Annotated in this window: 6 protein-coding genes; 3 read left to right on the top strand and 3 right to left on the bottom strand. The window is 73.7% G+C overall.

Going from position 1 to position 6,469, the window contains the following annotated elements:
• Positions 1-85: 85 nt before the first annotated feature.
• From ABWI04_RS41115 to ABWI04_RS41105, 3 genes are all read right to left on the bottom strand, one after another.
• Positions 86-769: an NYN domain-containing protein gene (locus tag ABWI04_RS41115; protein ID WP_353835798.1), complete on the bottom strand. Its 684-nt coding sequence runs from the start codon at positions 767-769 to the stop codon at positions 86-88.
• A 90-nt stretch (positions 770-859) separates the two neighbouring features.
• Positions 860-1,102, bottom strand: coding sequence for an acyl-CoA carboxylase subunit epsilon (locus ABWI04_RS41110; RefSeq protein ID WP_353835797.1), 243 nt, complete (start codon positions 1,100-1,102; stop codon positions 860-862).
• A gap of 30 nt (positions 1,103-1,132) precedes the next feature.
• Positions 1,133-2,725, bottom strand: coding sequence for an acyl-CoA carboxylase subunit beta (locus tag ABWI04_RS41105; protein ID WP_345187295.1), 1,593 nt, complete (start codon positions 2,723-2,725; stop codon positions 1,133-1,135).
• A 165-nt stretch (positions 2,726-2,890) separates the two neighbouring features.
• On the opposite strand from ABWI04_RS41105, the gene ABWI04_RS41100 reads away from it, so the two are divergent.
• From ABWI04_RS41100 to ABWI04_RS41090, 3 genes are all read left to right on the top strand, one after another.
• The gene (locus ABWI04_RS41100; protein WP_353835799.1) at positions 2,891-5,479 is read left to right on the top strand and encodes a phosphoenolpyruvate carboxylase; all 2,589 of its coding nucleotides are present in this window, start codon (positions 2,891-2,893) and stop codon (positions 5,477-5,479) included.
• Positions 5,480-5,909: 430 nt separating this feature from the next.
• Entirely contained in the window at positions 5,910-6,245 is a 336-nt protein-coding gene (locus tag ABWI04_RS41095) for a YciI family protein (RefSeq protein WP_353835796.1), read from the top strand.
• Positions 6,242-6,469 (top strand): sigma factor (locus ABWI04_RS41090; protein ID WP_353835795.1); only part of this gene is annotated, 228 nt, incomplete at its 3' end. The genes ABWI04_RS41095 and ABWI04_RS41090, both read left to right, overlap by 4 nt.

Below are 6,469 nucleotides of genomic sequence, written 5' to 3'. Positions count from 1 at the left end.
ACGACCCGTCCCACTACCGAGCCCTGGTCACGACACGAGGCTGGAGCCCCCAGGCCTACACCGCCTGGCTGTCCAGCCAACTCCGTCACGCCGGGGGACGTCCCGCGAACACCTGCGACGGCGACGGGACGGGGCTGGTGCGCTGCGCGGCGGCCGCGGCGTCGCGGACCGCGGCGGCGGAGCCGGGCGCGGGCACCGGCAGGACCTTGGCCTTGGTGAAGTACGGGCGCAGGAACTCGGCGGGCAGCACCTCGACCGTGTCGGACTCCCACACCAGCCACTCGGCCTGGTTGGAGCCGTGAGTCGGCTCCACGCCCCACAGGTGCACGCGGACGCCGTAGCGCTGCGCGGCCTCCACGGCGGGCAGCATGTCCTCGTCACCGGCCAGCAGCACCGCGTCGGTGATCGCGCGGTGCCGGGCCAGGGCCTCCAGGTCGGCGCGCAGCTGGGCGTCCACGCCCTTCTGCTGCCCCTGCGCGTTCAGGTTGCCCAGGCGCAGCTTCACCAGCGGCAGGTTGGCGATCACCCGCTGGTCGACGGTCGGCTGGCGCCTCGGCGCGGCGTCGAACCAGTACACCCGCAGCAGCTCGCCGCGCCGCTGCTCGTCGGCGTGGTCGGTGAGCGCCTTGATCAACTTCTCCGCGGCGACCCGGTACTCGCGCCGGGAACCGCAACCGAGCAGGAGGGCCCCGGAGGCCGCGTAGAGGTACCCCGCGTCGACGAAGATCGCGTATCGCGCGGGCTGAGGGACGTACTCCGAGGTGGCCATGGCCTTCCACCTTATTCGTGCGGAGCGCCCTGCCGGGTGCGAACCACGCTTAGATGTCGCGGGGCCGCCCGGCGCGACCAGCGCCGGGCGTCAGCGCGGCAGACCGCTCGCCCTCCACGCGCCCGGCCCCCGCGGCCGCGGCCCGCCCGCGAGAGAGGCGCGGACGAGCCGGGAGCGGTCGGCCCAGCGCGACGGGGCGGGCGGGGCCGCGCCGTCGCCGGACGCGGCGGCCGCCCGGGCGCGGGCGGTCAGCACGGCGACGAGCGCCGCGACCTCCTCCGGACCCGGGTCGCCGCGGACGACCCGGAGGAACGGCTTGCTGTCGGCGGTCACAAGATCTCCAACATTCCCGGCGTGTCCCCGCTAGAGCGGGATGTTCCCATGCTTCTTGGGCGGCAGGGTCTTGCGCTTCTCGCGCAGCGCCCGCAGCGCCCGCACGACCTGCCCGCGCGTCTCGGACGGCTTGATCACGTTGTCGATGTAGCCGCGGTCCGCCGCGATGTAGGGATTGGCGAGCGCGTCCTCGTACTCGGTGATCAGCTCGGCGCGGCGGGCGTCGGGGTCGTCCGCGGCGGCCAGCTCGCGCCGGTACAGGATGTTGACCGCGCCCTGCGCGCCCATCACGGCGATCTGCGCGGTCGGCCAGGCCAGGTTGATGTCGGCGCCGAGGTGCTTGGACCCCATGACGTCGTAGGCGCCGCCGTAGGCCTTGCGGGTGATGATCGTGACGAGCGGGACGGTGGCCTCGGCGTAGGCGTACAGGAGCTTCGCGCCGCGCCGGATGATCCCGTTCCACTCCTGGTCGGTGCCGGGCAGGAAGCCGGGGACGTCCACGAACGTCAGCACCGGGATGTTGAAGGCGTCGCACGTCCGGACGAACCGGGCGGCCTTCTCGGAGGCGTCGATGTCGAGCGTCCCGGCGAACTGCATCGGCTGGTTGGCGACGACGCCGACCGAGTGGCCCTCGACCCGGCCGAAGCCGACGATGATGTTGGGCGCGTACAGCGCCTGGACCTCCAGGAACTCGCCGTCGTCCAGCACGTGCTCGATGGCGGTGTGCATGTCGTACGGCTGGTTCGGGGAGTCGGGGATGAGGGAGTCGAGCTCCTCGTCCACCTCGGAGGGGTCGACGGGCACGTCGAACGCGGGCGCGTCCGAGAGGTTGTTCGACGGCAGGTACGACAGCAGCGCCTTGACGTACTCGATCGCGTCGTCCTCGTCCGACCCCTGGTAGTGGGCGACCCCGGAGCGCGAGTTGTGCGAGTGGGCGCCGCCGAGCTCCTCCATGGTCACCTCCTCGCCGGTGACCGTCTTGATGACGTCCGGCCCGGTGATGAACATGTGGGACGTCTGGTCCACCATGACGATGAAGTCGGTGATCGCGGGGGAGTACACGGCCCCGCCCGCGCACGGCCCCATGACCAGCGAGATCTGCGGGATGACGCCGGAGGCGTGCACGTTCCGCTTGAAGATCTCCGCGTACAGGCCGAGCGCGACCACGCCCTCCTGGATCCGCGCGCCGCCCGAGTCGTTGATGCCGATCACCGGGCAGCCGGTCGTGACCGCGTGGTCCATGACCTTGCAGATCTTCTCGCCGAAGACCTCGCCGAGGGAGCCGCCGGAGACGGTGAAGTCCTGGCTGAAGACCGCGACGGGACGTCCGTCGACCGTGCCGTACCCGGTGACGACGCCGTCGCCGTAGGGGCGGTTCTTCTCCATCCCGAAGTTGGTGGAGCGGTGCCGCGCCATCTCGTCGAACTCGACGAACGAGCCGGGGTCCAGGAGCGCGTCGATCCGCTCCCGGGCCGTCATCTTGCCCTTGGCGTGCTGCTTCTCCACGGCGCGCGCCGAGCCGGCGTGCACCGCCTCGTAGCGGCGCCGTTCCAGATCCGCGATCTTTCCCGCCGTGGTGTGGATGTCGTAGTCCACCGGGGGTTCAGGGGCTTCCATCGCCATGCGCGCCAGGGTAACCGCCCGCTGATGCGGCGCTCGCGGCCGGGGCCCGCTGACCGGGACGGACGCGGGCCCGCGGGAGGCGCGGGCCGGTGGGGAAGCGCCTCGCGGCCTCTCGTTACCCTTGGTCGGGTGGCTACGAAGACGCGAGACATCCTCCGGCAGGACATGCCCGAACCGCTGCGCCGCGACGTGCGGCTGCTCGGCGCCATGCTCGGCGACTCCCTCGTGGAGTACGGCGGGCCGGGACTTCTGGAGGACGTCGAGCGGCTCCGCCACGCGGTGATCGCGGCCCGCCGCGGCGAGACGGGCGGGGACGACGTCGCCGCGATCGTCGACGGCTGGTCGCTGGAGCGCGCCCGGCAGGTCGCCCGCGCGTTCACCGTGTACTTCCACCTGACGAACCTGGCCGAGGAGCACCACCGCATCCGGACGCTGCGGGAGCGCGACACCGGCGGCGCCGTCTCCGGGTCCGTGGCCGCCGCGGTCGAGGAGATCCGCGCCGCGGGCGACGGCCGGCTCGACGCCGTCGTCGAGGGCCTGGAGTTCCGGCCGGTGTTCACCGCGCACCCCACCGAGGCCCGCCGCCGCGCGGTCGTCACCGCCATCCAGCGGATCAGCGACCTGCTGGCCCGGCTGAACGGCGACCCCGGCGCGAGCGAGCGCGAGGAGACCGAGCGCAGCCTCCGCGAGGAGATCGACCTGCTGTGGCGGACCGCGCTGCGCCGGATCTCCCAGATGGACCCGCTGGACGAGGTCCGCACCGCGATGGCCGCGTTCGACGAGACGATCTTCCGGGTCGTCCCGCACGTCTACCGGTCGCTGGACCGCGCCCTGGACGGCGAGGGCTCCGGCGCCCGGCCGCCGAAGGCCCGCCCCTACCTGCGGTTCGGCAGCTGGATCGGCGGCGACCGCGACGGCAACCCCTACGTCACCGCGCAGGTCACCCGGGACGCGGTCATGATCCAGGCGGACCACGTCCTGCGCGCCCTGGAGGCGGCGTGCGCCCGGATCGGCCGGGAGCTGACCGTCCACGAGTCGACGACCCCGGCGTCCGGCGACCTGCTGAACGCCCTCGCCGCCGCCCGGACGGCCCACCCGCGGCTGCTCGGCGAGACCGCCAAGCGGTCGCCCGGAGAGCCGCACCGCCAGTTCCTCCTGCACGCCGCCGCCCGCATCTCCGCGACCCGCGAGCGCGACGCCGACCTCGCCTACGCCTCCCCGGAGGAGCTGCTCGCCGACCTGCGCGCCGTCCAGGACTCCCTCGCCGCCGCGGGCGCCCCCAGGCAGGCGTACGGGCGCGTCCAGCAGCTCATCTGGCAGGTCGAGACGTTCGGCTTCCACCTCGCCGAGCTGGAGATCCGCCAGCACTCCGAGCTGCACGAGAAGGCCCTCGCGCAGGTGCGCTCCGGAGGCCCGCGCTCGGAGATGACCGAGGAGATCCTGGAGACGCTCCGGGTCATCGCCTGGATCCAGCAGCGGTTCGGCGTCCGCGCCTGCCACCGCTACATCGTCTCCTTCACCCGCTCCGCCGAGGACATCGCCAACGTGCACGCCCTCGCCGAGACCCTCGGCGAGGGCGCCCCCGTCCTGGACGTGATCCCGCTGTTCGAGACCGGCGAGGACCTGGAGCGCGCGCCGTCCGTCCTCGACGGGATGCTGGAGATCCCGGCCGTGCGGCGCCGCCTGGAGGACACCGGCCGCCGCCTGGAGGTCATGCTCGGCTACTCCGACTCGGCCAAGCAGCTCGGCCCGACCAGCGCCACCCTGCGGCTCTACGACACGCAGGAGGCCCTCGCCGCGTGGGCGGCCCGGGCCGGCGTGACGCTCACGCTGTTCCACGGGCGCGGCGGCTCCCTGGGCCGCGGCGGCGGACCCGCGAACCGCGCGATCCTGGCGCAGGCGCCGGGCTCGGTCGGGGGCCGCTTCAAGGTCACCGAGCAGGGCGAGGTCATCTTCGCCCGGTACGGCCACGCCGAGATCGCCAAGCGGCACGTCGAGCAGGTCACCAGCGCCGTCCTGCTCGCCTCGACCGACGCCGTCCAGGACCGCGCCCGCGAGGCGGCCGCCCGCTTCCGACCCCTCGCCGACAAGATCAGCGAGGCGGCCAGGGCCGCCTTCCGGTCCCTCATCGAGACCGAGGACTTCGCCCTCTGGTTCGCCCGGGTCAGCCCCCTGGAGGAGATCGCCGAGCTGCGCATCGGCTCCCGCCCCGCCCGCCGCAAGGCCGCCCGCGGCCTGGAGGACCTGCGCGCCATCCCCTGGGTGTTCGCCTGGACGCAGACCCGCGTCAACCTCCCCGGCTGGTACGGCCTCGGCAGCGGCCTCGCCGCCGTCTCCGACGACGGCCGCGACCTCGCCGAGCTCCGCGAGGCCTACGAGGCGTGGCCGCTGTTCAACACCCTCCTCGACAACGCCGAGATGAGCCTCGCCAAGTCCGACCGGGCGATCGCCGAGCGCTACCTGGCCCTCGGCGAGCGCCCCGAGCTCTCCGAGACCGTCCTGACCGAGTACGACCGCACCCGCCGCCTCGTCCTGGCGGTCACCGGCCACGACCGCCTCCTGGAGAACCGCAGGGTCCTCTCCCGCGCGGTCGAGCTCCGCAACCCCTACGTGGACGCGCTCTCCCACCTCCAGCTGCGGGCCCTGAAGGCGCTGCGCGCGGGCGTGGAGGACGACGCGGAGCGCGCCCACCTGGAGGACCTGCTCCTGCTGTCGGTCAACGGCGTCGCCGCCGGCCTCCAGAACACGGGCTGACGCCGTGCTGGCCCAGGGGGGCGACCCCCTGGAACCCCCGTCGCGACGCAGGCGATCCTCACGCCGCCGTTGCGGTTCGCTGTGCCTGTGACGGCCGGTGTGGCGTCGCTGCGGTCGCCTGCGTCGGCGGGCATGCGCGTTGCGCTCGCTGCACTCGCTCCACGCGCCTGCCCGCGCCCCGGGCTGAGCCACAAGCCCAAGAGGGTGCGAACCATGCAGGTCCAACGCTCTCGGAGTGGGCCTGAGCCGGGGCGCGGGTCGGGTGGCCGGAAGGCGTTCTGGCGCCTGGAGGTCGCACGACCCGCCGAGCCGGGCGACCGCAGCGACACCGGCGAACCCGCACGGACACAACACACCCGCACTGTGGCGTGAGGATCGTCCGGCTCTAGACGGGGTTCCAGGGGGTCGCCCCCCTGGGCAGAATCAGTGCATGAGGTACGCGCTGCTGATCTGCGACGACGAGTCGGTCTCGCCGAGCAACGAGGAGCTGGCGGCCGATCCGGGGCACCAGGCCTGGCACGCGGATCTGGACCGGCGCGGCGCCAGGATCCTCGGCGCGCGGCTGCGGCCGGTGGCGGACGCCACCACGGTTCGGGTCCGCGACGGGGAGACCCTGGTCGCCGACGGGCCGTTCGCCGAGACCAAGGACTTCGTCGGCGGCCTGCTGATCATCGAGTGCGCGGACCTGGACGAGGCGATCGAGATCGCCGCCGGCCACCCCTACGCGCGCTGGGGCCGCGTCGAGATCCGCCCCCTCTGGGAATGACCGCGCCCGGCGACCGCGTGCGGGCGGCCGTCGACGCGGCGTACCGGGACGAGTGGGGCCAGGTCGTCGCCACCCTGATCGCGGCCACCGGCGACTGGGACCTGGCCGAGGACTGCGCGCAGGACGCCTTCGCCGCCGCGCTGGCGAGCTGGCCCCGCGACGGCGTCCCGCGCCGCCCGGGCGCCTGGCTCACCACGGCGGCCCGCAACCGCGCGCGCGACCGG

This window comes from Actinomadura sp. NPDC000929 (assembly GCF_040492065.1).
Lineage (GTDB): Bacteria > Actinomycetota > Actinomycetes > Streptosporangiales > Streptosporangiaceae > Spirillospora > Spirillospora verrucosospora.
The sequence above is the reverse complement of the archived record's forward strand: the minus strand, read 5'-3'. Positions and strand labels throughout refer to the sequence as shown.